General features: G+C 66.1%; 19 protein-coding genes. 9 read left to right on the top strand and 10 right to left on the bottom strand.

All coding sequences use genetic code 11. From position 1 onward, the window contains the following. Window positions 1-132: 132 nt before the first annotated feature. Window positions 133-834 (bottom strand): DUF6882 domain-containing protein, encoded by a 702-nt coding sequence (locus ASC83_RS15855; RefSeq protein ID WP_056064473.1) that lies wholly within the window; start codon window positions 832-834, stop codon window positions 133-135. A 174-nt stretch (window positions 835-1,008) separates the two neighbouring features. After that, complete coding sequence (locus tag ASC83_RS15850; protein ID WP_056064470.1) at window positions 1,009-2,577, bottom strand: fumarate hydratase; 1,569 nt, start codon at window positions 2,575-2,577, stop codon at window positions 1,009-1,011. A gap of 170 nt (window positions 2,578-2,747) precedes the next feature. Here ASC83_RS15850 and fumC point away from each other — a divergent pair, with 170 nt between their 5' ends. After that, complete coding sequence (gene fumC, locus ASC83_RS15845; protein ID WP_056065141.1) at window positions 2,748-4,157, top strand: class II fumarate hydratase; 1,410 nt, start codon at window positions 2,748-2,750, stop codon at window positions 4,155-4,157. A gap of 135 nt (window positions 4,158-4,292) precedes the next feature. Here fumC and ASC83_RS15840 read toward each other — a convergent pair whose 3' ends face one another. The 5 genes from ASC83_RS15840 to ASC83_RS15820 all read right to left on the bottom strand — a co-directional run bounded on the left by ASC83_RS15840 (window position 4,293) and on the right by ASC83_RS15820 (window position 8,676). Then, complete coding sequence (locus ASC83_RS15840) at window positions 4,293-5,003, bottom strand: response regulator (RefSeq protein ID WP_056064467.1); 711 nt, start codon at window positions 5,001-5,003, stop codon at window positions 4,293-4,295. Beyond that, window positions 5,000-6,616, bottom strand: coding sequence for an ATP-binding protein (locus tag ASC83_RS15835; protein WP_056064464.1), 1,617 nt, complete (start codon window positions 6,614-6,616; stop codon window positions 5,000-5,002). Before ASC83_RS15835 ends, ASC83_RS15840 begins: the two co-directional genes overlap by 4 nt. 6 nt (window positions 6,617-6,622) lie before the next feature. Next, window positions 6,623-6,901 (bottom strand): hypothetical protein, encoded by a 279-nt coding sequence (locus tag ASC83_RS15830; protein ID WP_056064462.1) that lies wholly within the window; start codon window positions 6,899-6,901, stop codon window positions 6,623-6,625. Window positions 6,902-6,954: 53 nt separating this feature from the next. Beyond that, a complete protein-coding gene (locus tag ASC83_RS15825; protein WP_056064459.1) occupies window positions 6,955-7,863 on the bottom strand; it encodes an intradiol ring-cleavage dioxygenase in 909 nt (302 codons plus the stop codon). Window positions 7,864-8,076: 213 nt separating this feature from the next. Next, window positions 8,077-8,676, bottom strand: coding sequence for a TIGR00645 family protein (locus ASC83_RS15820; RefSeq protein ID WP_056064456.1), 600 nt, complete (start codon window positions 8,674-8,676; stop codon window positions 8,077-8,079). Window positions 8,677-8,889: 213 nt separating this feature from the next. Here ASC83_RS15820 and acs point away from each other — a divergent pair, with 213 nt between their 5' ends. After that, complete coding sequence (gene acs / locus ASC83_RS15815; protein WP_056064452.1) at window positions 8,890-10,884, top strand: acetate--CoA ligase; 1,995 nt, start codon at window positions 8,890-8,892, stop codon at window positions 10,882-10,884. A 276-nt stretch (window positions 10,885-11,160) separates the two neighbouring features. Further along, the gene (locus tag ASC83_RS15810; protein ID WP_056064449.1) at window positions 11,161-11,634 is read left to right on the top strand and encodes a hypothetical protein; all 474 of its coding nucleotides are present in this window, start codon (window positions 11,161-11,163) and stop codon (window positions 11,632-11,634) included. 165 nt (window positions 11,635-11,799) lie between these two features. Here the strand turns inward: ASC83_RS15810 and ASC83_RS15805 are convergent, their stop codons facing one another. Next, window positions 11,800-12,105, bottom strand: coding sequence for a c-type cytochrome (locus tag ASC83_RS15805; protein WP_056064447.1), 306 nt, complete (start codon window positions 12,103-12,105; stop codon window positions 11,800-11,802). Window positions 12,106-12,220: 115 nt separating this feature from the next. Here ASC83_RS15805 and ASC83_RS15800 point away from each other — a divergent pair, with 115 nt between their 5' ends. Then, a complete protein-coding gene (locus ASC83_RS15800) occupies window positions 12,221-12,463 on the top strand; it encodes a TIGR04438 family Trp-rich protein (protein ID WP_056064444.1) in 243 nt (80 codons plus the stop codon). 157 nt (window positions 12,464-12,620) lie between these two features. On the opposite strand, the gene ilvD (ASC83_RS15795) is transcribed toward ASC83_RS15800, so the two are convergent. Further along, a complete protein-coding gene (ilvD, locus tag ASC83_RS15795; RefSeq protein WP_056064441.1) occupies window positions 12,621-14,324 on the bottom strand; it encodes a dihydroxy-acid dehydratase in 1,704 nt (567 codons plus the stop codon). Between the two features lie 246 nt (window positions 14,325-14,570). Between ilvD (ASC83_RS15795) and ilvD (ASC83_RS15790) the strand changes: the two genes are divergently transcribed. Both ilvD (ASC83_RS15790) and lgt read left to right on the top strand, forming a co-directional pair. After that, complete coding sequence (ilvD, locus tag ASC83_RS15790; protein ID WP_056064437.1) at window positions 14,571-16,430, top strand: dihydroxy-acid dehydratase; 1,860 nt, start codon at window positions 14,571-14,573, stop codon at window positions 16,428-16,430. Window positions 16,431-16,687: 257 nt separating this feature from the next. Beyond that, a complete protein-coding gene (gene lgt, locus ASC83_RS15785; RefSeq protein WP_056064434.1) occupies window positions 16,688-17,515 on the top strand; it encodes a prolipoprotein diacylglyceryl transferase in 828 nt (275 codons plus the stop codon). 82 nt (window positions 17,516-17,597) lie between these two features. Here the strand turns inward: lgt and ASC83_RS15780 are convergent, their stop codons facing one another. Then, window positions 17,598-18,515 (bottom strand): DMT family transporter, encoded by a 918-nt coding sequence (locus ASC83_RS15780; protein WP_056064433.1) that lies wholly within the window; start codon window positions 18,513-18,515, stop codon window positions 17,598-17,600. 118 nt (window positions 18,516-18,633) lie between these two features. Here ASC83_RS15780 and ASC83_RS15775 point away from each other — a divergent pair, with 118 nt between their 5' ends. From ASC83_RS15775 to ASC83_RS15765, 3 genes are all read left to right on the top strand, one after another. Next, window positions 18,634-19,551 (top strand): LysR family transcriptional regulator, encoded by a 918-nt coding sequence (locus ASC83_RS15775; RefSeq protein ID WP_056064430.1) that lies wholly within the window; start codon window positions 18,634-18,636, stop codon window positions 19,549-19,551. 376 nt (window positions 19,552-19,927) lie between these two features. Further along, on the top strand, window positions 19,928-20,596 hold the full coding sequence (locus ASC83_RS15770) for a GntR family transcriptional regulator (RefSeq protein ID WP_056064427.1): 669 nt from the start codon (window positions 19,928-19,930) through the stop codon (window positions 20,594-20,596). Beyond that, window positions 20,593-22,092: a malonyl-CoA decarboxylase gene (locus ASC83_RS15765; protein ID WP_082522477.1), complete on the top strand. Its 1,500-nt coding sequence runs from the start codon at window positions 20,593-20,595 to the stop codon at window positions 22,090-22,092. Before ASC83_RS15770 ends, ASC83_RS15765 begins: the two co-directional genes overlap by 4 nt. The last annotated feature ends 39 nt before the right edge of the window (window positions 22,093-22,131 follow it).

Below are 22,131 nucleotides of genomic sequence, written 5' to 3'. Positions count from 1 at the left end.
TTGTAGGAAAACCGCAGCTCCAGGCTGTGTGCGCTGCGTTCTGTTGCGGAGTGTGTAAAAACTCTGGCTGTGCGATCAAGCCCGGGGCTGGGCGATGACGGGCGGCGCCATGGAGCACGGGGGGCGGATCGATCAGCGCGCGGATGCTTTGGCCTTGCCGTTGCCACTGGGCGTTGCTTCCGCGACCTTCGGGTGCGACAGCAGGTAGTAGCGTTTGACCACGGCCTTTTGACCCTCTTGGCCCCCGGCGACCAGCTCGCTGCCGATGCTCACCAGCACGCCGGTGGCCTGGTTGAGTTGTGCGGCAAACGCGCACAGATACCAGGCAGCCTCTTCGCTCGCCAATTGCGCGGTATCGGTCTGCAGGATGTCGATGCCGTGCTCGCGCCCATACAGGCGTGTGAGCGCGCTGCCCGTGGCGAACGATTTGCGCTTCGGGTCTTTCAGGTCGGGCACGCGTTCAACGGCCTCCCATGCCCAGCGCCGGCTTTCGGGCCACCACGTGCCCAGCAGCTCCGCATCGAACACCGTGCGCTTGCCGCCACGGAGCACGGTGAAGGTCTTGTTGAAAAAGTCCAGCGTGCGCAGTTGGCTGCCTGCCAGGTGCTGGCTGTTCAGCAGCTGTTGGCGTTCGATGTGGGATGCGAGGCTGGCGTCCAGCAGCGCGGCGTCGCGGGCGGGCAGTGCACCGCCAAAGGCGGTCTGTGCGTCGCGCTGCGGAACCATGGGCGGGTTGGCGCTGGCGGACAGGGGCAGGGCGCCGATCAGCGTGGCCAGCAGCAGGGAGTAGAGGGGCTGTCGAAGGGTCTGCGCGAACCCGTGGTTCAAAAGCATGGTGGGGGCGGCAAACGCCGAAGAAGAGGAGTCGGGTCGAGCCCGTATTTTTGCCGAAGCGGATGCAGGGATGTGCGTCGGGGTGGCCACAAAAAAACCGCCCGAAGGCGGTTCCTTGTCATTGCACCTTGTGGTGTGGCGGCCACCTCGCGGGCCCAGCCACACCCACGCGCATCAGGCTGCGGCGACGCCGATGCCCTTGAACTCGCCCGAGGCGATGCGCTTTTGCCACTCGGCCGGGCCCGTGATGTGGGCGCTGGTGCCACCGGCGTCCACGGCCACGGTCACGGGCATGTCCACCACGTCGAATTCGTAGATGGCTTCCATGCCCAGGTCTTCAAAGCCCACGACCTTGGCGGTCTTGATGGCCTTGGAGACCAGGTAGGCGGCGCCGCCCACGGCCATCAGGTAGGCGCTCTGGTGCTTCTTGATGGCCTCGATGGCGACCGGGCCGCGCTCGGCCTTGCCCACCATGGCGATCAGGCCGGTCTGGGCCAGCATCATCTCGGTGAAGCCGTCCATGCGCGTGGCGGTGGTGGGGCCTGCAGGGCCCACGGCTTCGCCCTTGACGGGGTCCACAGGGCCCACGTAGTAGATGACGCGGTTGGTGAAGTCCACAGGCAGCTTCTCGCCCTTGGCCAGCATGTCCTGGATGCGCTTGTGCGCAGCATCGCGGCCGGTCAGCATCTTGCCGTTGAGCAGCAGCGTGTCGCCGGGCTTCCAGCTGGCCACTTCTTCCTTGGTCAGGGTGTCGAGGTTGACCTTCTTGCTCTTGTTGTAGTCGGGCGCCCAGTTCACGTTGGGCCACAGGTCCAGGCTGGGGGGCGTGAGGTACACGGGGCCCGAGCCGTCCATGACGAAGTGCGCGTGGCGTGTGGCGGCGCAGTTGGGGATCATCGCAATCGGCTTACTGGCCGCGTGTGTGGGGTACATCTTGATCTTGACGTCCAGCACCGTGGTCAGGCCACCCAGGCCTTGCGCGCCAATGCCCAGCGCGTTGACCTTTTCAAACAGCTCCAGGCGCAGCTCTTCAACCTTGTCGAGCGCGGGGCCGCCGGTCTTGGCGGCTTCGGCCTTGGCCTGCAGTTCGTACATGTCCAGGTCGTCCATCAGGCTTTCCTTGGCCATGAGCACGGCCTTTTCGGCCGTACCGCCAATGCCGATGCCCAGCATGCCGGGCGGGCACCAGCCGGCGCCCATGGTGGGCACGGTCTTGAGCACCCAGTCCACCACGTTGTCGCCGGGGTTGAGCATGTACATCTTGGACTTGTTCTCCGAGCCGCCGCCCTTGGCCGCCACGGTGATGTCCACGGTGTTGCCGGGCACGATCTCGGTGAAGATCACGGCAGGGGTGTTGTCCTTGGTGTTCTTGCGGGCGAACTGCGGATCGGCCACGACCGAGGCGCGCAGCGTGTTGTCGGGGTGGTTGTAGCCACGGCGCACGCCTTCGTTGATGGCGTCGTCCAGGCTGCCCGTGAAGCCTTCCCAGCGCACGTCCATGCCCACTTTCAGGAACACGTTGACGATGCCGGTGTCCTGGCAGATGGGGCGCTGGCCGGTGGCGCTCATCTTGCTGTTGGTCAGGATCTGGGCGATCGCATCCTTGGCCGCCGGACTCTTCTCGCGCTCGTAGGCGCGGGCCAGGTGGGCGATGTAGTCGGTGGGGTGGTAGTAGCTGATGTACTGCAGTGCGCCGGCAATGGATTCGATCAGGTCTTCTTGGCGAATGGTCGTCGTGGTCATGGCGGTGGGGGTTTTAGGGAAAACGCGAACCCCGAATTATCTCCCGGCGGGCTTGCGCGGGCCTGTCAGGGGCGATGGGGGGTGGTAGCGCGCCATGGCCTTCGGTGGGTATGCTGCGGGCTGGTGTTTCATTCATTCCCATCCGCTCACCGAGCGCGCAAGGCCCCACCGTGAAGACCTCTACCCCCGACGCGACCGCATACCGTACCGAAAAAGACACCTTCGGCCCCATCGATGTGCCTGCCCAGCGCCTGTGGGGGGCGCAGACACAGCGCTCGCTGCACCACTTCGCCATTTCGGGCGAGCGCATGGCGCCGGAGCTGATCCGGGCGCTGGCCCAGGTCAAGCGGGCCAGCGCCTACGTGAACAACGCGCTGGGCCTGCTCGACGCGGCCAAGACCACGGCCATCGTTGCGGCGGCAGACGAGGTGATCGAAGGTGGTCACCTGCAGGAGTTTCCGCTGGTGGTGTGGCAGACCGGATCGGGCACGCAGACCAACATGAACATGAACGAGGTGCTGGCCAACCGCGCGAGCGAGCTGCTGGGTGGCCCGCGCGGCGAAGCGCGCCTGGTGCATCCCAACGACGAGGTGAACAAGAGCCAGTCGAGCAACGACGTGTTCCCCACCGCCATGCATCTGGCGGCGGTGGACGCGCTGATGCACCGCCTGCTGCCCGCGCTGCACGGCCTGCGCACAACGCTGGCGGCCAAGGCGAAGGCGTTCGACAGCATCGTGAAGATTGGGCGCACCCACCTGCAGGACGCCACGCCCCTCACGCTGGGCCAGGAGATCTCGGGCTGGGTGGCGCAACTGCAGCATGGCGAGCAGCATGTGCGTGCCGCGCTGCCCCATTTGGGCGAGCTGGCCTTGGGTGGCACGGCGGTGGGCACGGGGCTCAATGCGCCCGCCGGTTATGCGCAGGCCGTGGCCAAGGAGCTGGCCGACCTGACCGGCCTGCCGTTGGTCACCGCCCCCAACAAGTTCGAGGCCCTGGCCAGTTGCGATGCGCTGGTGCATGCCCATGGCGCGCTCAAGACTCTGGCGGCCAGCCTGATGAAGATTGCCAACGACGTGCGCTGGCTGGCCAGCGGCCCGCGCAGTGGGCTGGGCGAGATCACCATCCCCGAGAACGAGCCGGGCTCGTCCATCATGCCGGGCAAGGTCAACCCCACGCAGTGCGAGGCGCTGACCATGCTGTGCGCGCAGGTGCTGGGCAACGACGTGGCCATCAACATCGGCGGGGCCTCGGGCAACTTCGAGCTGAACGTGTTCCGCCCGATGGTGATCCACAACTTCTTGCAGAGCGTGCGCTTGCTGGCCGATGGCATGGCCAGCTTCAACGAGCACTGCGCCGTGGGCATCGAGCCCAACCAGGCGCGTATCAACGACCTGGTGGAGCAGTCGCTGATGCTGGTGACGGCACTGAATCCCCACATCGGCTACGACAAGGCCGCCTTCATTGCCAAGAAGGCGCACAAGGAGGGCACCAGCCTGCGCGCCGCCGCCGTGGCCTCGGGGCATGTGACGGGCGAGCAGTTTGACCAGTGGGTGGTGCCTGCGCAGATGGTGGGGCGCTGAGTCTGCAGGGCTGTTTGGTGGGGGTATCGTGGTGCTTTTGAGCCAAATGCACCGGTAGCGCTAGTGCTGCATGCCTTGGTAGCTATCAAATTGATAGTTATCGGCCCCAGGGGGGTGTCGCTGGCAGCCTGCCTGTCAGGCCGCTGGCGGGCCCTCGTGGTTCGGGTCCAGCGCAAAGCCTACGCCATACACCGAGCGGATCCAGTCGCTGCCGTCCGTGCTGGCGGCTTTGAGCTTCTTGCGCAGGTTCTTGATGTGGCTGTCGATGGCGCGCTCGTTCACGTCCAGCGTGTCGTCGTAGGCCTGGTCCAGCAGCTGGGCCCGCGAGAAGATGCGCCCCTTCTGGCGCGCCAGCACGTGCAGCAATTTGAACTCGCGCCGCGTGAGGCCCAGCGGCGTGCCATGCAGCGTGGCCTGCCAGTGCGACTCGTCCAGCATCAATGCGGCAAGTGGTGTGCTGGCGGAGGAAACCTCCTGCGCTGCAGCGGTGCGGCGCAGCACGGCCTTGACGCGGGCCACCACCTCGCGCGGTGAAAACGGCTTGCAGATGTAGTCGTCGGCGCCCAGCTCCAGCCCGATGAGGCGGTCCACCTCTTCCACCCTGGCCGTGAGCATGATGATGGGGTGCTGCGTGTGGCGCCGCGCCTGGCGCAATATCTCCAGACCGTCCATGCCGGGCAGCATGATGTCCAGCAGCGTGAGGTCGGGCGGCGTGGTGAGCATGCTCGCCAGCGCCGCGCGGCCCTCGGCCTGGTGCTCCACCGCATAGCCCGCGTGGCGCAGGTAATCCACCACGATGGCGGCGATGTCGGGTTCGTCTTCGACGACAAGGATGCGTGGGCTCATGGTGCCGGGTTGTCCAGAAGGGGCAAGTTCAGTGTGATGCGCAGCCCGCCCAGGGGCGATGCCTCGGCCGTCAGCGTGCCGCCGTGGGCAAGCGCGATGGCGCGGCAGATCGCCAGGCCCAGACCTGATCCGCCGTGGTCGCGGTTGCGCGAGGTTTCAGCGCGGTACAGGCGCTCAAAGATACGGGGCAGCTCGTGCGCGGGCACGCCGGGCGCGCTGTCGTCCAGCTGCACCTGCAGCTGGGAGGCTCCATCGGCCGGTGGCAGCAGGCGCGCCGCAATGCGCAGCAGGCCGCCCGCGTCGGTGTAGCGCAGGCTGTTTTCCAGCAGGTTCAAAAACACCTGGTGCAGCTGCTGCGCGTCGCCGCGCACCAGGGGGGCTGGCTGGGCGGCGCTTGGTGCGGCCAGGGCGTCCAGGCCGCTGGTGTCCACATCGATGCCCGCCTGCGCCAGGCGGGGGCGCATGGAGGTCAGCGCTTCGTTCAGCAGCGACAGCGGGTGCACGGGCACCTGGGCCGAGGGTGCGCTGGTGCCGACTGCATCCAGGCTGGCGCGCAGGTCGCCCACCAGCTGGATCAGGCGCATCACCTGCCGGTGCAGGCGCAGCGCGGTCTTGTCGTCAAAGGAGCGGATGCCATCCTGCACAGCCTCGATCTCGGCGCGCATGGCGGCCAGGGGGGTGCGCAGCTCGTGGGCCACGTCGCCCAGCCATTGGCGGCGGCTGGCTTCGATGCTGCCCAGTTGTTCGGCCATGGTGTTGAAGGTGCGGGCCAGCTGGGCCAGTTCGTCATTGCCGTGCACGGGCACGCGGGTGTGCAGGTGACCCTGCGCAACGCCGCGTGCGCCGGTGGCCAGGGCCTCGACCGGCGCCAGCCAGCGCCGTGCCAGCCAGCCCGACAGGACCAGCGCCAGCGCCAGGCCGACCAGGCCCGTCCACGCCACAAAGCCCAGGTGCTGGGCCAGAAAGGCCTGGTCGGCCTCGCTGCGCACGCCCTGCGGGGGCGCCAGCACCAGGTGCCCGATGGTCTGGCCGCCGGCGCCACGCAACGCCAGGCGTGCGCCCCCCGGCTGGGGCGGTGTGCCTGCGACCAGCTGATCTTGTGCATCGAGCAGGCCCAGGCGGGGGTAGATGTCATCCGGGTGGCGCTGGGGTGGCGCTGGGCCCCGGTCCAGGGGCCGCAGGTCGCCGGGTGGGGGCGGGCTGTTGCCAAGGTCAGCGCCACGGCCACTGTCACTGGCATTGGAAGGAGGGGGGGGGGCCGTGCCAGGAGGCTCCGACGGGAGGTCGGGCGGCGAGCCGCTGGGGGGGCGGGCGCCACCCGGCCCGCGTGGACCGCCGCCCGGGTGGGTCAGCCGTCCCCACAGGGACGACTGCCCGCGCAGGCTGTCCCAGCCGCCTGCCTGTGTGTGGTGGGCCTGCAGGCGCTCGGCCAGCCAGTCCATGCGGGCCAGCTCGATCTCGGCCACATACGGCCCCAGGCCCCGCTGCAGGCCCAGGCGCGAGAACCCCACAAAGATCAGCAACAACGCCAGCAGCAGGGCGGCCAGGGCGATGAAGGCTTTGCGGTGCAGCGTCAGATGGGGCACGGGGACGAGGGAGCGCAGGGGCGGCATGGTGGGTCAGCGGGCGGGGGGCGGGCCACCTGCGCCGGGGCCACCAGGCCCGCCAGCGGGCATGGCCACCAGGGTGCCGTCCATTGTGCGGCAAGTGCCTGCGAGGCTCTTGCCGTCGGGCATGGTCAGCGTGACGGAGGCGCCTTCGGTCTTGCCCTTGCAGGCGGCGTAGGCCTCGGGTGGCGGGGCGGGCGGCGTGCCGCGGGATGGCTGGGCGTGGCTGGGGAACGCTGCGGCGATGGATGCCAGGGCCAGTGCGGCAAAAAGGGTGTGGATCTTGAACATCGGGCGTCTTTCTGGAGATCGAAACAACAGGGTGAATGGAAGCAACGAGGGGCTCAGACCGCGATCGAAATCGTGATGCTGGCCGAGTAGCCGCCACCGGTGTTGGCCTGCATGGTGGTCATCTCCAGCGTGGTGCCATCGCTGAAGACGTTATCCGTGGCAAACGACATGGAGGCCAGGTTGCGCACGCTGGCGCTGTAGCCCGAATTGCTGCTGTAGATGCTGCTGAGCAGTGCGGTGGGGAACGCCAGTTGCGTGGTCTTGATCTTGTTCGCGGCCTTGGTGGCCGATGCCAGCGTGGGGTAGATCTCCAGGTGCATGTGCGGCATGCGGCCCGCATAGCAGCCCGGAACGATGGTGGTGAAGGTCACGGTGCCGTTGGCGTCCGTGGCCTGCACGCCGCGCAGGTAGTTGTCGGCGATGTTGTTGGAGGTGTAGACCGAGTAGTTGCCGTCTTGCGTGCAGTGCCACAGGTAGATGGCGTAGCCCGACAACGCCGCGCAGCTGGCGCTGGTGTTCGTCAGCGTGATGGTGATGGACAGCGGCACGCCGCTGACCTGGGTGGACGATCCCACTGAAGTGCGGATGTCCGAGCGCACGATGCCGCTGAGCGCGAGCACGTTGTAGGTGTTGTTGCTGGCCGTGGAGCCGTCGGCAGGGTAGGGCCCTGCGGTTTCCTCGGGGACGACGGAGCAGGTGGTGGTTGTGCCGGTGCCTGTTCCGGTGCCAGTGCCCGATCCGGTACCGCTGCCGGTGCCTGACCCGGAGTCCGTGCTGCTGCCAGAGTCGGTGCTGGTGCTGTCACTGCCGCCGCCGCAGCCCCACAGGGAGGCGACGCCCAGCGAGCCGAGCGCGCTCAATGCCAGGCGGCGGCTGGTGGCGGTGTGTGTGGACGGGGAGGCTGCCGCAGCGGGTGCTTGCGCCGCGGCTGCGGTCGGGGAGAGAGAGGACAGAGGGGGCATGGATTTCTCCTTCGGTTGGGTCTGCACCGCACTGTGCCTACCGATTGAGGAGAAATCTGGGAGCGCCTAGGGCGCTGAATACCGAAGGGTGCTTACTTCAAATTTGATAGCTGCCAGCGCATATGCGACCGGCGCTACCGGCACTTTTGACTGATATTCTGGTCCCGAGGGCTCCCCCGGCGTTGCCGGAGAGCCTGGGGACCGTCGCCGTACTCAGTGGCGGTCCGACGAGTGCGACATCAGCCGGTCGGTCAGTGCAATGGCCAGGGCGCTGAGCAGGAACACCACATGGATGATGGTTTGCCACATCAGCACCTTGAGGTCGTAGTTGGCGGCGTTGATGAAGGTCTTGAGCAGGTGGATGGAGCTGATGCCGATGATGGCGGTGGCCAGCTTGACCTTGAGCACCGAGGCGTTCACATGGCTCAGCCACTCGGGCTGGTCGGGGTGGTCTTCCAGGTGCAGGCGCGAGACAAAGGTCTCGTAGCCGCCGACGATCACCATGATCAGCAGGTTGGAGATCATGACCACGTCGATCAGCGCCAGCACCACCAGCATGATGATGGTCTCGTTGAGCGCGGTGACCTGGAAATCACTCTTGTAGCCAATGCTGGACACCAGGCTCTGCAGGGCCGCCGTGTTCCCAAACGCGGCTTCGATCAGGTGCACCAGTTCCACCCAGAAATGGAACACATACACCGCCTGCGCCAGGATCAGGCCCAGATACAGGGGCAGTTGCAGCCACCGGCTGGCGAAGATCATGGAAGGCAGGGGGCGCAGCGGCGCTGGGGGCTTGTGTTGGGGAGAGGACATGGCACTCGCAAAGGGTTGCAGGAGGCGCGATTTTAGGGGGGCAGCATGTCCCTGCGGTGGCAGGTGGGTCTGCGAAGCCGGTGGCCCGGCCCTTGGCGACAGGCGCGCCGCAATGGCGTACTCTGTAAGCTTCGCGCCAGTCAGTGGCCTGTAAGTGCCGCGCCCGACAGTACCGCCCAATTCCAATTCCCATTAGATTCAGGAGACAACACCATGAGTGCGCCCACATCCGCCATCGAGTCCGTGCTGGTTGAGAACCGCGTGTTCCCACCCTCGGACGCCATCGTCAAAGCCGCGCGCGTGTCCGGCATGGCTGGGTATGACGCACTGTGTGCCGAGGCCGAAAAGGACTTCGAGGGCTTCTGGGCGCGCCAGGCACGCGGCAATCTGCAGTGGACCAAGCCTTTCACCCGCACGCTGGACGAGTCCAACGCGCCGTTCTTCCAGTGGTTCGCCGATGGCGAACTCAATGCCTCGGCCAACTGCCTGGACCGCCACATCGGCACGCCCACCGAGAACAAGACCGCCATCCTCTTTGAGGCCGACGATGGCACGGTCACCAAGATCACCTACAAAGAGTTGCTGGCCCGTGTGAGCCAGTTTGCCAACGCCCTGAAGGCCCATGGCGTGAGCAAGGGCGACCGGGTGCTGATCTATATGCCGATGACCATCGAAGGTGTGGTGGCTATGCAGGCCTGTGCCCGCATTGGCGCCACGCACAGCGTGGTGTTTGGCGGCTTCAGCGCCAAGGCGGTGCACGAGCGCATCATTGACGCGGGTGCCGTGGCCGTGATCACCGCCAATTACCAGATGCGGGGCGGCAAAGAGCTGCCGCTCAAGGCCATCATTGACGAAGCCCTGGCCATGGGCGGCTGCGACACCCTCCGCAATGTGTTTGTCTACCAGCGCACGGCCACGGCCTGCAACATGGTGGCCGGGCGCGACAAGACCTTTGCCGAGGCACTGGCGGGGCAAAGCACCGAATGCGCGCCCGTGGCCGTGGGCGCGGAGCACCCTTTGTTCATCCTCTACACCAGCGGCTCCACCGGCAAGCCCAAGGGAGTGCAGCACAGCACCGGCGGCTACCTGCTGTGGGCCAAGATGACCATGGACTGGACGTTCGACCTGCGCGCCGATGATGTGTTCTGGTGCACGGCCGACATCGGCTGGATCACGGGCCATACCTACGTCGCCTACGGCCCGCTGGCGGCAGGCGCCACACAGATCATTTTTGAAGGCATCCCCACCTTCCCGAACGCGGGCCGCTTCTGGCAGATGATCGAGCGCCACAAGTGCACGATCTTCTACACCGCCCCCACCGCCATCCGCTCGCTCATCAAGGCTGCCGAGGCGGACGAGGCGGTGCACCCCGCGCGCTCTGACCTGTCGAGCCTGCGCATCCTGGGCAGCGTGGGCGAGCCCATCAACCCCGAAGCCTGGATGTGGTACCACAAGAACGTGGGCGGCGAACGCTGCCCCATCGTGGACACCTTCTGGCAGACCGAAACCGGAGGCCATGTCATCACCCCGCTGCCCGGCGCCACACCGCTGGTGCCCGGCAGCTGCACGCTGCCTTTGCCCGGCATCACCGCGGCCATCGTGGACGAAATGGGCAACGACGTACCCAACGGCGCCGGTGGCATCCTGGTCATCAAGCGCCCCTGGCCCAGCATGATCCGCACCATCTGGAACGACCCCGAGCGTTTCAAGAAAAGCTACTTCCCCGAAGAACTCAAGGGCTACTACCTGGCCGGTGACGGCGCGGTGCGCAGTGCCGACCGGGGCTACTTCCGCATCACCGGCCGCATTGACGACGTGCTGAACGTGTCCGGTCACCGCATGGGCACGATGGAGATCGAATCCGCCCTGGTCGCCAAGACCGATCTGGTGGCCGAGGCCGCCGTGGTGGGCCGCCCTGACGACGTGACCGGTGAAGCCATTTGTGCGTTTGTGGTGCTCAAGCGCTCGCGCCCCACCGGCGAGGAAGCCAAGCAGATCGCCAACGAGCTGCGCAACTGGGTGGCCAAGGAAATCGGCCCCATTGCCAAGCCCAAGGACATCCGCTTTGGCGACAACCTGCCCAAGACCCGCAGCGGCAAGATCATGCGCCGCCTGCTGCGCAGCATCGCGAAGGGCGAGGCCATCACCCAGGACACCAGCACGCTGGAGAACCCGGCAATTCTGGATCAGTTGGCCCAGACCAACTGATCCAGAAGGCGCCGTGCAAGGGCGCCAGCGCGCAGTGCTTGCCGGATTCGGGGACACTCATATCGCGTAGCGATGTGATGTGGCCACAAAACTCGTTGATCACCCCGGTACGTGATCGAAGCTGCAGGCCCGCTCACACGGTGGGCCTGCAGCGCGCTTTGTAGGACGTGATCTCAAATCAGTCCTGCGCCGGCAGCAATTGCCCGTGCATGCGTTACAACGGCAGCATGGCGTGACCGGCCACCCTGGCCGGGCGCTGCTGACCGGAGATTTCCCATGCACTTGCGTTCCATCGTTTTGCTGTTGACGGTGCTGGTGATTGCCGCACTGGCTGCATTGAACTGGCCTGCGCTGGCCGCCCCTTCCCTGGTATCGCTGGGGGTGGTGTCATTTGAAGCGCCGCTCGGGTTGCTCATGCTGGCGCTTACCGCCTTGTTGGGCATCTTCTTCGTGGCCTACGTGTTGTCGCTGCAGGGCTCAGTACTGCTCGAAACCCGCCGCCACACCAAAGAGATGCAGGCACAGCGCGATCTGGCTGACAAGGCCGAGGCGTCCCGCTTCACGGAGCTGCGTACATTCCTTGAAATCCAGCACAGTCAGGCCCATGCAGCGGTTCTGGCGCGGCTGGACCACCTGGAGGCCCGCCTGGCTGCCCGGGCCGAGGAGTCTGACAACACCACCGCGGCCTATGTGGGCCAGCTGGAGCAGCAGCTGCGCTCCCGCAATTCGCTGGTGACCCCCATCGTGTAGGGCCTATCCTGTGGGTGATGTCCTGGAAGGCGCAGGTACGGTCTGCGAACTCAGGGGTCAAACGGGCGTCGTCTGCAGGCATTAAAAAAGCCGCGTCACTGATCGTGCGCGGCTTTTTGCTGGGGCCGGGGCGGTAGAACCCGCGGCCACCACAAGGGCGGCAAATTACTTTTGCGTCAGTACCCAGGCCGCCAGCTTCTTCGCTTCGGCGTCATTCACTTGCGCATTGGCGGGCATGGGTACTGGACCCCACACGCCAGAGCCACCCTTGACGATCTTGGCGGCCAGCTTGTCCACGGCGTCCTTCTGGCCAGCGTATTTGGCTGCTACGTCCTTGTAGGCAGGCCCCACCAGTTTCTTGTCCACTGCGTGGCAAGCCATGCAGTTCTTGGAGGTGGCCAAGGCCAAGTCGGCCATCGCGGGTGCCGCAACCGACAGCGTCAAGGCGAGTGTGATCAGGGAACGCTTCATGGTGGGAATTCCTGTGGTTGAGTTACAGTGCTTTTAATGCGATTGTAGTGACTTGGGTTGACACGCAGTTGTCCCTGGTCAATCCCGCTTTTCGCGGAATTCTTTGGAGAGAGCGATGTATCTGCTGGGTCTGTCCCTTCTCATGCTGGCATTGAAATATTTCGAGATCGGCCCCGTGGCCACGTGGTCGTGGTGGTGGGTGCTGGCGCCCTTCGCGGCCACAGCGCTGTGGTGGGCCTGGGCTGATTCCACCGGCTACACCAAGCGCAAGGCCATGGAAAAGATGGATCAGCGCAAGAAAGACCGCATCAACAAACACAAGGAAGCACTGGGCATTCAGCCGCGCAAGCCGCGCTGAACAGCTGGCGCGCTGGATGCAGCGCTGGTGTTGTTGGCCCGCCCACCGACAAAAAACGCCCTGAGCCTTGCTTACGGGCGTTTTTTGTTGCCTGGAGCGCAGCAGGGGGATCTGGGCTCGCTCCCCTCTCCCTGCTGCAAGACCCACCGCAGCCTCTTCAATAGGCGTCCAGCACCGCTCCCTTGCTGGCGCTGGATGCGTTGAACGCAAACTTGGCCTGCACACCACGGGTATAGCGTGGGGAAGGGGCGGTCCAGGCGGCGCGGCGCTTGGCGATTTCTGCCTCGGGCACGTTCAGCTCCAGCAGCAGCTGGCGTGCGTCGATGGTGATGCTGTCGCCCTCGTTGACGAAAGCAATCGTGCCTCCGGCTGCGGCCTCGGGCGCCACGTGGCCGACCACCATGCCCCAGGTGCCGCCGGAGAAGCGGCCATCGGTAATCAGGCCCACGCTCTCACCCAAGCCGGCGCCGATCAGCGCACCGGTGGGTGCCAGCATTTCTGGCATGCCGGGGCCGCCCTTGGGGCCCAGGTACCGCAGCACCATCACGTCACCGGCCTTGATCTTGCCCGCCAGGATGGCTTCCAGTGCCGATTGTTCGTCGTCAAACACGCGGGCCGGGCCTGTGATGACGGGGTTCTTCAAGCCCGTGATCTTGGCCACTGCGCCTTCGGGGCTCAGGTTGCCTTTGAGGATGGCCAGGTGGCCTTGCGCGTAGATAGGCTTGTCGATAGGACGAATCACGTCCTGGTCGGCGCGGGGCTCGTCCGGCACGTCCTTGAGCACCTCGGCAATCGTCTTGCCTTCGATGGTGAGGCAGTCGCCATGCAGCAGGCCCGCATTGAGCAAGATCTTCATGACCTGAGGGATGCCCCCTGCGCGGTGCAGATCCACCGCCAGGTACTTGCCGCTGGGCTTGAGGTCGCACAACACAGGCGTCTTCACGCGCACGCGCTCGAAGTCGTCGATGCTCCACTCCACGCCTGCCGCATGGGCAATCGCCAGGAAGTGCAGCACCGCGTTGGTCGAGCCGCCCGTGGCCATGATCACAGCCACGGCGTTCTCGATGGATTTACGGGTCACGATGTCGCGCGGCTTGATGTCCTTCTTGATGGCCTCGATCAGCACCTTGGCCGACTCCTTGGCCGAGTTCATCTTCTCGTCGTGCGGGTTAGCCATGGTGGACGAATAGGGCAGGCTGATGCCCAGGGCCTCGAACGCGCTGCTCATGGTGTTGGCGGTGTACATGCCGCCGCACGAGCCCGTGCCCGGGATGGCGCGTTTCTCGATTTCTTTCAGGTCAAAGTCGCTCAGCTTGCCCGCTGCGTTCTCGCCCACGGCCTCGAACACGCTCACGATGTTCAGGTCCTTGCCCTGGTAGTGGCCGGGCAGGATGGTGCCGCCATAGACATAGATGGCGGGCACGTTGGCGCGCAGCATGCCCATCAGGCCGCCGGGCATGTTCTTGTCGCAGCCGCCCACCACCAGCACGCCGTCCATCCACTGGCCGCCCACGCAGGTTTCGATGCAGTCGCTGATGACTTCGCGGCTCACCAGGCTGTACTTCATGCCTTCGGTGCCCATGGCCATGCCGTCGCTGATGGTGGGGGTGCCGAATACCTGGGCGTTGCCGCCGGCTTCCTCGATGCCCGCGATGGCCGCGTCTGCCAGCTTCTGCAGGCCGCTGTTGCAGGGCGTGATGGTGCTGTGGCCGTTGGCCACGCCCACCATGGGTTTGACGAAGTCGCCTTCCTCGTAGCCCATGGCGTAGTACATGGAGCGGTTGGGTGCGCGCGACTTGCCCTGGGTGATGTTGGCGCTTCGGCGGTTGATGGGGGCGGAGGGCTTGCTGGAGTCGGTCATCGTGGGGCGTCCTGGTCTCGGGGTTGGGGGCTGGAGCGGAATGGATCATTCTGCCAGCGCCGTCGCGCGCCGTGCGGTCTGCCCCCGCAATCCCCAGCGACGCCACCCCGTACGGGCCTAAAGGGCTGGGCGATAATTGATGGGTTTGCCCCCGGCACGGCTCAAGAGGTTGTCTGCACGGGCGCGCGAGGGGCCTTTATGAGTCCGGCCCGCTTCCCTTCCAGCGATTTTTCAGAAGCCAGCACGATGCCCATCTACCGTTCCAAAACCTCCACCGCCGGTCGCAACATGGCAGGCGCGCGCTCCCTGTGGCGCGCCACCGGCATGAAAGACGATGACTTCAGCAAGCCGATCATCGCGGTGGTCAATTCGTTCACCCAGTTCGTGCCCGGCCACGTGCACCTGAAGGACCTGGGCCAGCTGGTGGCCCGCGAGATCGAAGCCGCGGGCGGCGTGGCCAAGGAGTTCAACACCATTGCCGTGGACGACGGCATTGCCATGGGCCACGACGGCATGCTGTATTCGCTGCCCAGCCGCGACATCATTGCCGACTCGGTCGAGTACATGGTCAACGCGCACTGCGCCGACGCCATGGTCTGCATCTCCAACTGCGACAAGATCACCCCCGGCATGCTGATGGCCGCCATGCGCCTGAACATCCCGGTGATCTTCGTCTCGGGTGGCCCCATGGAAGCGGGCAAGACCCGCTTGGCCAACCCGGTCACCAAGGTCATGGAGTTCAAGAAGCTCGACCTGGTGGACGCGATGGTGATTGCCGCCGACACCAACTACTCCGACGCCGATGTGGCCGAGGTCGAGCGCTCGGCCTGCCCCACCTGCGGTTCGTGCTCGGGCATGTTCACCGCCAACTCCATGAACTGCCTGACTGAGGCGCTGGGCCTGTCGCTGCCCGGCAATGGCACGGTGGTGGCCACCCACGCCGATCGCGAACAGCTCTTCAAGCGCGCAGGTCGCCGTATCGTGGACCTGGCCAAGCAGTACTACGAGCAGGACGACGAACGTGTGCTGCCCCGCTCGGTGGGCTTCAAGGCGTTTGAAAACGCCATGACGCTGGACATCGCCATGGGCGGCTCCACCAACACCATCCTGCACCTGCTGGCGATTGCCAAAGAGGCCGAGATCCCCTTCACCATGGCCGACATCGACCGCCTCTCGCGCGTGGTGCCGCAGCTGTGCAAGGTGGCGCCCAACACCAACAAGTACCACATCGAAGACGTGCACCGCGCCGGCGGCATCATGGCCATCCTGGGCGAGCTGGACCGTGCGGGCAAGCTGCACACCGATGTGCCCACCGTGCACACCGCCACGCTGAAGGAGGCGCTGGACCAGTGGGACATCGTGCGCACGCAGGACGACGCCGTGCGCACCTTCTACATGGCGGGCCCCGCAGGCATCCCCACCCAGGTGGCGTTCAGCCAGAACACGCGCTGGCCCAGCCTGGACCTGGACCGCGCCGAGGGCTGCATCCGCTCGTACGACCACGCTTTCAGCAAAGAGGGCGGCCTGGCCGTGCTGACCGGCAACATCGCGGTGGACGGCTGTGTGGTCAAGTCGGCCGGTGTGGACGAAAGCATTCTGGTGTTCGAGGGCACGGCCCACGTGACCGAGTCGCAGGACGAAGCCGTGGCCAACATCCTGGCCGACAAGGTCAAGGCCGGTGACGTGGTCATCGTGCGCTATGAGGGCCCCAAGGGCGGCCCCGGCATGCAGGAAATGCTCTACCCCACCAGCTACATCAAGTCCAAGGGCCTGGGCAAGGCCTGCGCGCTGCTGACGGACGGCCGCTTCTCGGGCGGCACGTCGGGCCTGTCGATTGGCCACTGCTCGCCGGAAGCCGCTGCGGGCGGTGCCATCGGACTGGTGCAGAACGGTGACCGCATCCGCATCGACATCCCCAACCGCACGATCAACGTGCTGGTGAGCGATGAAGAGCTGGCCCGCCGCCGCGAAGCGCAGAACGCCAAGGGCTGGAAGCCTGCGCAGCCACGCCCACGCAAGGTGTCGGCCGCGCTCAAGGCCTATGCCAAGCTGGTGATGTCTGCCGACAAGGGCGCCGTGCGCGATTTGTCGCTGCTGGACGACTGACGAGCTGCTTTGCAGGGCCAATAGCCCTGCCGCCGTACCGAAGCCGCGCCTGGAGGGCGCGGCTTTTTTGTTTTTGCTCCACTTTTGATAGCTGTCGGCGCATGACGGACTAGCGCTTGCTCGGCTTTTTTCTCAGAAACGTGGCGTATAGCTCCAGCGGATCGCCCTGGCGCGGCTGCGGTCGCCCGGTGGTCCTGCCCGGGGCAGGCGACCCTGCGTGCGGGGTCATCGCCAGCGCGGGCACAATACCCGCCACCATGTTGACCTATCCCCACATCGACCCCGTCGCCCTGCAGATCGGCCCACTGGCTGTGCACTGGTATGGCCTGACCTATCTTGCGGCCTTTGGCCTGTTCATGTTGCTGGGCATCCGGCGCCTGCGGCACCCGCCCTTTGCCTCCATCACGGGGCCTGGTGCCTGGACGCGCAAGGATGTGGAAGACATCCTCTTTCTGGGGGTAGCTGGCGTGGTCATTGGCGGGCGGCTGGGCTACTGCCTGTTCTACAAGCCGGGCTACTACCTGAGCCACCCGCTGGAGATTTTTGCCGTGTGGCAGGGCGGCATGGCCTTCCATGGCGGGCTGCTGGGGGTGGTGGTTTCGATGCTGTGGTTTGCCCATTCGCGTCAGCGCCCCTGGCTGCAGGTGGCCGACTTTGTGGCGCCCTGCGTGCCCACGGGGTTGGCGGCAGGGCGTGTGGGCAACTTCATCAACGGCGAACTGTGGGGCCGCTTTGCCAGCCCCGACCTGCCCTGGGGCATGGTGTTTGCGCACAGCGGCTCCATGCAGCCGCGCCATCCGTCGCAGGTCTACCAGTTCCTGATGGAAGGATTGCTGCTGTTCATCCTGCTGTGGCTGTATGCCCGCAAGGAGCGTCGCCCTGGCCAGGTGGCGGCCGCCTTCCTGTTCGGCTACGGCGTGTTCCGCTTCATTGCCGAATACTTCCGCGAGCCCGACGCCTTCCTGGGCATCCTGTCGCTGGGCATGAGCATGGGACAGTGGCTGTGTGTGCCCATGATTGTGGGTGGCGCAGCGATGTGGCTCTGGGCGCAGCGGCAGCCGGTGGGGGCGTTGGTTTCAAGGTAAAACGGGCGATAGCGCCGGTGTTTCATGCCCGAGCAGCTATCAAATTGGTAGTGATTGGATCGAGTGGCGGGTAAGCAGGCGGTCAATGCCGCGCATCACCCCGCCGCGCCATCGTCCACAGGGCGGCCCCCACGATGAGCGCACCGCCCACCCAGCCCGTGACGCTGAGCTGCTCGCCCAGCCAGAACACCGCAAACAGTGCGCCAAAGGCGGGCTCGCTGCTGGTCAGCAATCCCACCCGCGTGGGCGAGCTGTGGCGCAGTGCCCAGTTCTGGGCCACAAAGGCAAACACCGTGCAGCCCGCCACCAGGTAGACGCAGGCCCACCAGAAAGCGCTGGCTTGGGTGAGCGACGGCAGCGGGGGCAGCTTGCCCGGCAAAGCCAGCGCCAGCAGCAGGCAGCCCACCCCGATCACGCCCGACTGCACCGCCGTGAGGGCCAGCACGGGTGCGTTGCGGCGACGGGTGAGCCGCGTGGTCTGGCACACGGTGATGGCACGCAGCACGGCGGCCGCCAGCATCAGGGCGTCGCCCCAACCCCATTGGCCGGTGTACCCCCCGCTGAGCAGGGCTGCGCCGAGCAGCGAGACGGCGGCAAAACCAAACATCGTACGCTCGGGCCGCTGGCGCAGCAGCCACCACTCGGCAAACGGTGTGAACACCACGCACAGGCTGATCAAAAACGCTGCATTGCTGGCCTGCGTGAGCGCCAGGCCAAAGGTCTCGCACAGAAAGATGCTCAGCATCAGCCCACCCAGCGGCAGGCCGGCCACCAACGCATCGCGCCGCTCGGGCGCAGTGGCGCGCAGCAGGGCCGGGAGCAGCACCACAAAGGTCAGGAGGAAGCGCACGGCCAAAAAACCCAGCACCGGGTAGAACACCAGGGCCCCCTTGGCCACGCCATAGCTGGTGCCCCACACCACGGCGACCAGCAACAAGGCCAGGTCAGAAAGGCGCGGGGCCAGCGGGGAAGGGGCGGACAGGGGCAGGGTGTGTGACATGGGACGCAGATTGGGGGGGAGGCAGGGGGGCGCCGCGCGTGGCGACGATGGGCTGGGGAAATTATCAATTTGCGTCCATGCATTGATAATCGCCGTCAAAGAACTGCACTTGTTCCCCATGCACATCAATCAACCCCTGGACAGCCTCCCCGACATGGCGGTGTTTGCGCGTGTGGTGGATGCGGGCAGCTTCTCGGCCGCCGCGCGGCAGCTGGGCATCACCCCGTCGGCGGTCAGCCGCCAGGTGGCTCGCCTGGAAGGGGCGCTGCGCGTGCGCCTGCTGGAGCGCACCACCCGCAAGCTGCGGCTGACCGATGCGGGCACGGCGGTCTACAGCCGCTGCCAGGACATGGTGTCTGCCGCGCGCGAGGTGTGGGCGCTGAGCGACACCCACTCTGCCGCGCCATCGGGGATGGTGCGCATGAGCATGGCCAAGGCGGTGGGGCGCCAACTCGTTCACCCCCTGGTGCTGCCGTTTTTGCAGAAATACCCCGAGGTCGATGTGCAACTGCTCATCACCGACCGCACGGTGGACCTGTTCGAGGAACCCATCGACCTGGCCCTGCGCGTGACCGACACGCCACCCCCGGGCCTGGCCGGGCGGCCGCTGGCGACCCTGCGCCACCTGACCTGCGCCAGCCCGCATTACCTGGCTGAGCGGGGCCACCCCCAGCACCCGCGCGACCTGGAGCACCACGCCTGCATCACCCTGGGCGAGGACGAGCGCGACCGGCACTGGCGCTTCGAGCGCGCAGGCGAATCCGCCACGGTGGCTGTGCGCGGGCGCTATGTGGCCAACCACAGTGAGGTGCGGCTGGAGGCCGCGCTGAGCCACCTGGGTATTGCCAGCCTGCCGGGCTTTACTGCGCGCGCTGCGTTGGCGCGGGGTGACCTGGTGACCGTGTTGCCCGACTGGGAGCACAAGACCTCGTACGCGGGCACGGCCTGGGTGCTGTACCCGTCCCACCGGTTTCTGCCGGCCAAGCTGCGGGTGTGGATCGACCACTTGGTGGAAGGTTTTGCGGGCGTGGAGTGAAGCGGGGGAGGGGCGCGAGGGCAGGGCGACCGTGCGGAGGGCGCAGCGGGTGTTGCGCCCTCGGCCGCTCATCTGGCCCGGGGCTGATCACCCAATGACGGTGCCTTGGGACCAGCAGCAAAGTTCGCCACCCTTGCTGCTATTTGGCACGCAGCGTTGCGCAACCACCGCAGTCGCCGTCTTTTGTGTAACCAAAGTCTGCAAATCAGGGTTTACACCTTGTCATTTTGCGTAATTATGAGAAATTACACACATGGCGAGGCAATCGCCTCTGTTGTCAGCTGTTAGTGATGTGTTGCAGGCATTCGGCCTGCACCGTGTTTCTGCCGCTGACAGCCGATGCCTCGCGGGTTGGTGCCCTGGAGCCTTGTTGTACATGCGTCCTGTCCCGAATTCACTGCACGACGAAGTCGCCTCCCGGCTGCGGGAGCAGATTTTTGCGGGCGCCTTGCCGCCCGGCAGCTTTCTGGACGAGGCTGCCTTGTGCGAGCGGCTGGAGATCTCGCGCACCCCGCTGCGCGAAGCGCTCAAGGTGCTGGTGGCCGAAGGGCTGCTGCGCCATGAGCCGCGCCGGGGTTGTTTTGTGGCCGAGGTCACCGAGAGCGATCTGGACAACATCTTTCCCGTCATCGCTTTGCTGGAGGGGCGTGCCGCACACGAGGCCACGCGCAAGGCCGTGGCGGCCGACATTGCCGCGCTGGAGCTGCTGCACGAGCGCCTGCAACAGTGCGCGGCCGATGGGCGCATGACCGACTACTACGAAGCCAACTACGCCATCCACGAGGCCTTCATCACGCTGGCGGACAACCGCTGGCTGGCCCAGGTGATTGGCGACCTGCGCAAGATCCTGCGGCTGGCACGCCACAAGACGCTGCATGCCCCCGGGCGCATGCAGCAAAGCCTGGCAGAGCATCTGGCCGTGTTTGCCGCGCTCAAGGCGCGCGACTGCGACGCGGCCGAGGAGGCAATGCGCACCCATCTGTTGCGCCAGCGCGATGCGCTGCGCGATGTAGCCCGCAACCAGCAATCGAGGTTGACCCCATGATCAACAGCACTCCCGAATGGATCACCCGCAGCGTGTCACGCCTGCGCACTGCCGCGCCTGCCGCCGACAAGGCGGGGGACAAGACCGCCGACAAGTCTGCCAAGGCCTCACTCGACAAAACCGTGACCGATGTGGTCGCCAAGGTCGCGGTGCCGCGTTCTACCAACGAGCGTCTGCAGGCCACCCTGCGGCGCGGCCAGGAGGCGTTGTCGCCCCGCGCATTGCGCCGTCTGCTGGCCGACCTGCAGGAGGTGGTGGCGCCCCAGGTGAGCGAGATCGAAGGCGGCCGCCGCGCCCAGGCCGTGGCCGACTGGTATGCGAAGGCCGAGCCCGAGGAAAGGCGCGACATGTGGCTGCTGATGTGCGAGCAGTTCGCACCGGATGCCACGCGCTTCAAGTCGGCCCGCCAGCGTTACGAAGCGGCGGCGGGCACGGCCGAAGAAGGGCAGGCTGAGATCAGCCTGCGCCGTGCGCTGGTATCGCCCCGCACGCGGCTGCTGCAGCGGTTTTCGGCGTTCCCCGAGGGCATGCGTTTTCTGGTGGACATGCGCGCAGAAATCCTGCCGCTGCTCAAGGCCGACAAGCGCCTGCTGCCGCTCGATGCCGAGCTGGAGCACCTGTTTTCGACCTGGTTCGACGTGGCCTTTCTGGAGCTGCGCCGGCTGTCGTGGGACTCGCCCGCCTCGCTGCTCGAAAAGCTCATCAAGTACGAGGCCGTGCACGACATCCGCAGCTGGGCCGACCTGAAGAACCGGCTGGACAGCGACCGCCGCTGCTATGGCTTCTTCCACCCGCGCCTGCCCAACGAGCCGCTGATCTTTGTCGAGGTGGCGCTGGTGGACAAGATCTCGGCCAGCATCACGCCGCTGCTGGATGAGGCTGCTGCGCCCGTGGACATCACACGGGCCACCACGGCCATCTTCTATTCCATCAGCAACACGCAAACAGGCCTGCGCGGCGTGAGCTTTGGCGACTCGCTCATCAAGCATGTGGTGGAAACGCTCACGGCCGAGTTCCCGCGCCTGCGCACCTTCGCCACGCTGTCGCCCATTCCGGGTTTCCGCGCTTGGCTGGGCAAACATGCAGGGGCCATGCTGGACCGCCTGGACGACAAGCGCCGCAGCGAGCTGGGCCGCGCGGTGGGCTTCGAGCCGCCGCAGGCCACGCATTTGCTCGGGGCGGTGGACAAAGCGCTGGAGCTGGACGCCAAATCCCCCGTGCGCCAGATGCTGCTGGAATGCGCCGCGTACTATCTGGGCCGCGAGCTGCAAGAGGGCAAACCGGCAGACCCTGTGGCCCGCTTCCACCTGGGCAACGGCGCGCGGGTAGAGCGCCTGAACTGGGCGGGTGACCCGTCCAGCAAGGGGCAGAAACAATCGTACGGGCTCATGGTGAACTACCTGTACGACTTGAAGCGCATCGACAAGCATCGCAGCTTGCTTGCGCAGGGCAAGGTGCCAGTGTCGGGGGACATCGACAGCCTTTGCCGCGACTGACGGGGCGACCGGCAAGATGCCGGGCGGACCAGTGACCGC

It is taken from the genome of Acidovorax sp. Root402, assembly GCF_001425125.1.
GTDB lineage: Bacteria > Pseudomonadota > Gammaproteobacteria > Burkholderiales > Burkholderiaceae_C > Acidovorax > Acidovorax delafieldii.
The sequence above is the reverse complement of the archived record's forward strand: the minus strand, read 5'-3'. Positions and strand labels throughout refer to the sequence as shown.

Excerpts from the sequence above, each read along its gene's own strand:
- ASC83_RS15855 (WP_056064473.1), bottom strand. The coding sequence starts at position 834 with ATGCTTTTGAACCACGGGTTCGCGCAGACCCTTCGACAGCCCCTCTAC.
- ASC83_RS15780 (WP_056064433.1), bottom strand. The coding sequence starts at position 18,515 with ATGTCACACACCCTGCCCCTGTCCGCCCCTTCCCCGCTGGCCCCGCGC.
- ASC83_RS15765 (WP_082522477.1), top strand. The coding sequence starts at position 20,593 with ATGATCAACAGCACTCCCGAATGGATCACCCGCAGCGTGTCACGCCTG.
- ASC83_RS15770 (WP_056064427.1), top strand. The coding sequence starts at position 19,928 with ATGCGTCCTGTCCCGAATTCACTGCACGACGAAGTCGCCTCCCGGCTG.
- acs (WP_056064452.1), top strand. The coding sequence starts at position 8,890 with ATGAGTGCGCCCACATCCGCCATCGAGTCCGTGCTGGTTGAGAACCGC.
- ASC83_RS15830 (WP_056064462.1), bottom strand. The coding sequence starts at position 6,901 with ATGTTCAAGATCCACACCCTTTTTGCCGCACTGGCCCTGGCATCCATC.
- ASC83_RS15825 (WP_056064459.1), bottom strand. The coding sequence starts at position 7,863 with ATGCCCCCTCTGTCCTCTCTCTCCCCGACCGCAGCCGCGGCGCAAGCA.
- ASC83_RS15820 (WP_056064456.1), bottom strand. The coding sequence starts at position 8,676 with ATGTCCTCTCCCCAACACAAGCCCCCAGCGCCGCTGCGCCCCCTGCCT.
- ASC83_RS15800 (WP_056064444.1), top strand. The coding sequence starts at position 12,221 with ATGTATCTGCTGGGTCTGTCCCTTCTCATGCTGGCATTGAAATATTTC.
- ASC83_RS15805 (WP_056064447.1), bottom strand. The coding sequence starts at position 12,105 with ATGAAGCGTTCCCTGATCACACTCGCCTTGACGCTGTCGGTTGCGGCA.
- ASC83_RS15810 (WP_056064449.1), top strand. The coding sequence starts at position 11,161 with ATGCACTTGCGTTCCATCGTTTTGCTGTTGACGGTGCTGGTGATTGCC.
- ilvD (WP_056064437.1), top strand. The coding sequence starts at position 14,571 with ATGCCCATCTACCGTTCCAAAACCTCCACCGCCGGTCGCAACATGGCA.
- lgt (WP_056064434.1), top strand. The coding sequence starts at position 16,688 with ATGTTGACCTATCCCCACATCGACCCCGTCGCCCTGCAGATCGGCCCA.
- ilvD (WP_056064441.1), bottom strand. The coding sequence starts at position 14,324 with ATGACCGACTCCAGCAAGCCCTCCGCCCCCATCAACCGCCGAAGCGCC.
- ASC83_RS15850 (WP_056064470.1), bottom strand. The coding sequence starts at position 2,577 with ATGACCACGACGACCATTCGCCAAGAAGACCTGATCGAATCCATTGCC.
- ASC83_RS15840 (WP_056064467.1), bottom strand. The coding sequence starts at position 5,003 with ATGAGCCCACGCATCCTTGTCGTCGAAGACGAACCCGACATCGCCGCC.
- ASC83_RS15775 (WP_056064430.1), top strand. The coding sequence starts at position 18,634 with ATGCACATCAATCAACCCCTGGACAGCCTCCCCGACATGGCGGTGTTT.
- ASC83_RS15835 (WP_056064464.1), bottom strand. The coding sequence starts at position 6,616 with ATGCCGCCCCTGCGCTCCCTCGTCCCCGTGCCCCATCTGACGCTGCAC.